Genomic DNA, 3,149 nt, shown 5'->3' on the forward strand with positions numbered 1-3,149 from the left:
CTGCCGAAGCGGACACAGCGTCAGCGTAGGATGGAAGGCTTTGCCGTCCATCCGTATTCGGCGAAGCCGAGAACCGGATCAAAAGAGCGTCCAGTATCCCGGCGAGATCAAGGTGAACGTCATAAGGGAAACCCGGGCGATCAACTACGCCAGGTAAGAGCTCTTTTCGAAAACCGCGAGAGCGGTTTCGGGCCCGCTGCCGAAGCGGACACAGCGTCAGCGTAGGATGGAAGGCTTTGCCGTCCATCCGTGTTCGGCGGAGCTATCTTCTTTTCCATCAACTGATTCGATGATTTCTTCAAAAAATTATTTATGAAACTTAAAAATAAATCAAATCCCCACCCAAAACGGCCGGCAGTGTTGCAAAAATAAGACGCACATTGTACAATACGCGCAATATAAACATTAAACCGAATCTGTTTTGTTATATACATAGGAAGGAGAAACGATTATGTCAGAAGCACGTACCCCCAATCGCTGCGGGCAGATCCAGGCTTATTTCAGACGCGAAGAGCGTTACGAAGGGCTTCAGCTGGTGTTCAAAGAGCATCCCGAGCTCAAAGAAGAGATCCTGAAAGCGATCGACGAGACGATCAAAGAGACGGGCGACAAGCCGGTCGTCTTCGAAAACAGTGAAAAGGCGGGTGAAGAGCCCTATGCCTTCTATATCGAATTCAACGACGACTACGACAAAGAGGGCGGAAACTTTTTCGAAGTGTTGCTGCGCAAGCTCGGCATCGAGAAGTGCGAAGAGTAAAAAGTCAGACCGCCGGGCCGCGTTCTTAGCGGCCCGAAAAACTTCCCCTATCTACCGCTTCCGGCGAACTGCCCGGATTCCTCCTCATTGATTACCGAATCGTCATACGGATCGAGATGGATATTGATAAGCCAGTCGGCTTTCGGATCGATCGCTTTGATCTTCTCTTCCACGTTGTCCCCGATCCTGTGGGCTTCCAGCAGTGACATTTCCGGATTGAAAACCAGGTGCACGTCGACGAAGTAGTCGTTGCCCGCTTTGCGGGTCTTCAGCCAGTGATAGTCGGTGACACCCGGCTCGTTGACGATCGCCTCCTTGATCTTCTCCACGATCTCTTCCTCCAGCGCCACATCCAGCAGCATCAAAATACCCTCGTGGATCAGCTCGTAGGCCGAGTAGATGATGTAGACGGCGATCAGAATACCCAAAATCGCGTCGACCATGAAGAAGTCGGTGAAATAGATGACGGCCAGGGAGACCAGAATGGCGCCGTTGCTCAGAAGGTCGGTTTTGTAGTGGAGCGCGTCGGATTTGATGACCATGTTCTGTGTCACTTTCGCCACATGGTTCAGATAGGCCACCAGCGCACCGGTCATGACGATGGAGAGGATCATGACACCGATCGATGCGTCCAGATGGGTGATCGGTTCGGGGTGGATGATTTTCATGACCGCTTTGTAGCCGATGAAAAGGCCCGACATCGTGATGACGACACCCTCGATGACGGCTGCGATCGCCTCGACCTTTCCCAGGCCGTAGTTGAACTTTTCGCTGGCCGGTTTTTCGGCGTTGGTGACGGCGAAGTAGTTGAAAAGAGAGACGGCGAGGTCGAGGCCCGAATCGATGGCCGAGGCCAAAACGGCGACCGAACCGCTGACGATACCGACGATCAGTTTGACGATGACCAGAACGGTAGCCACCGACGAACTGACGATCGTGGCTCTTTTTTGCATTGTCATGTTTTTTCTCCGGAAAAATTTTCCGAATTTTACTATAATCCTCTTTATGAACATTGAAGCAATCATAAAAGAGCGTCAATCCTGGCTGAGGTGGAAAAACATCGCGCCCATCCGTGAGGCGCTTCGTCAGCTCCCCGAGATCGAGGATGTGGAAGTGTCGCTGGGTGACTGTGTGACGCTTCGCAGCGACCGTGTCACGCAGGAGCTGGCGGGAGCGGTGGAGCGTGTGGCCAGAATGATGATGCCGTGGCGCAAAGGTCCCTTCGATCTCTTCGGTACGTTCATCGACAGCGAATGGCGAAGCTACAAGAAATTCAACCTCCTGAAACCCTATCTCGATCTGGAAGGCAAAAGGGTGGCCGACGTGGGATGCAACAACGGCTACTATATGTTTCGGATGCTGGAACTGGGCCCCGCCCAAGTGCTGGGGATCGACCCTTCTCCGCTCTTTCGCTCCCAGTTCGATCTGATCAACCGCTACGTCAAAAGCGACAGACTTCGTTACGAAATGCTGGGAATTGAACATATGCGCGGGTTTGCCGATATGTTTGATACAGTATTCTGTTTGGGAGTGCTCTACCATCGAAGCGATCCCGTCGTGGCGCTCAAATCGCTGAAACAGAGCCTCAAACGCGGCGGCGAGCTCTACCTCGACACATTCATGATCGATGGAGAGGAGCCGATCTGCCTGGTGCCGGAATCGACCTACTCGAAGATTTCGAACATCCATTTCGTGCCCACGGTCCCCGCACTGGAAAACTGGTGCAAAAAGGCGGGATTCGAGCGCTTCGAAGTGCTCGAAATCGTCAGGACCGAACCGGACGAACAGCGCAAAACCGACTGGATCCAGGGGGAGAGTCTCGAAGATTTTCTCCATCCGGAAAATCCGTCGTTGACGATCGAAGGGTATCCGGCTCCCAAACGGGTCTATATCAAAACCTACAGGAAGTAGAAAATGGCCGAAGAGATATTGACCGACGAAGAGTTGGAAGCGGAACCGGAAGAGTCGCTGCAGCCGGAGAAGGTCGAGCTGAAGACGCATCAGAAGATCGACCAGACGCTCTGCGGCACCCTCGTGGAGCTGCGTGTCGGATACGCCAAAGTCGAGCTCGATACGACGCGGGAGATGGTCGTGGACGATATGGGTCTCGTACACGGAGGCTTCACCTTCGCAGCCGCCGACTTCGCCGCGATGGCCGCCGTCAACGACCCCAACGTCGTGCTCGTCAGCAGCGACTGCCGTTTTCTCTCACCGGTCAAAGTGGGTGACAGGATCGTTTTCGAGGCCAACGAGCTCTACAAAGAGGCCCGCAAACGCAATATCCACGTCGTCGGCTATTTCGAGGATATCAAAGTGTTCGAAGGGGAATTCATGGCGGTCGTGCTCGAACGCCATGTGCTCAAGCTCAAGCTCGTCAAGGACGAGGAGTGAT

Annotated in this window: 4 protein-coding genes; 3 read left to right on the plus strand and 1 reads right to left on the minus strand. The window is 53.6% G+C overall.

What is annotated here, in order from left to right:
* The first annotated feature begins 451 nt into the window (after nt 1–451).
* Complete coding sequence (locus Q1K23_RS01855) at nt 452–757, plus strand: hypothetical protein (protein WP_300361676.1); 306 nt, start codon at nt 452–454, stop codon at nt 755–757.
* Nucleotides 758–804: 47 nt separating this feature from the next.
* Here the strand turns inward: Q1K23_RS01855 and Q1K23_RS01860 are convergent, their stop codons facing one another.
* A complete protein-coding gene (locus tag Q1K23_RS01860; protein ID WP_366522639.1) occupies nt 805–1,710 on the minus strand; it encodes a cation diffusion facilitator family transporter in 906 nt (301 codons plus the stop codon).
* Nucleotides 1,711–1,762: 52 nt separating this feature from the next.
* On the opposite strand from Q1K23_RS01860, the gene cmoB reads away from it, so the two are divergent.
* Together cmoB and Q1K23_RS01870 are read left to right on the plus strand one after the other, a co-directional pair.
* Nucleotides 1,763–2,668: a tRNA 5-methoxyuridine(34)/uridine 5-oxyacetic acid(34) synthase CmoB gene (gene cmoB / locus Q1K23_RS01865; RefSeq protein ID WP_300361685.1), complete on the plus strand. Its 906-nt coding sequence runs from the start codon at nt 1,763–1,765 to the stop codon at nt 2,666–2,668.
* A gap of 3 nt (nt 2,669–2,671) precedes the next feature.
* The gene (locus tag Q1K23_RS01870) at nt 2,672–3,148 is read left to right on the plus strand and encodes a hotdog domain-containing protein (protein WP_300361688.1); all 477 of its coding nucleotides are present in this window, start codon (nt 2,672–2,674) and stop codon (nt 3,146–3,148) included.
* Nucleotide 3,149: the final 1 nt, after the last annotated feature.

Source organism: Hydrogenimonas sp. (genome assembly GCF_029933015.1).
Classification (GTDB): domain Bacteria; phylum Campylobacterota; class Campylobacteria; order Campylobacterales; family Hydrogenimonadaceae; genus Hydrogenimonas.

Coding starts and splice junctions, on each gene's coding strand:
- Q1K23_RS01855 (WP_300361676.1), top strand. CDS start 452: ATGTCAGAAGCACGTACCCCCAATCGCTGCGGGCAGATCCAGGCTTAT.
- Q1K23_RS01860 (WP_366522639.1), bottom strand. CDS start 1,710: ATGCAAAAAAGAGCCACGATCGTCAGTTCGTCGGTGGCTACCGTTCTG.
- cmoB (WP_300361685.1), top strand. CDS start 1,763: ATGAACATTGAAGCAATCATAAAAGAGCGTCAATCCTGGCTGAGGTGG.
- Q1K23_RS01870 (WP_300361688.1), top strand. CDS start 2,672: ATGGCCGAAGAGATATTGACCGACGAAGAGTTGGAAGCGGAACCGGAA.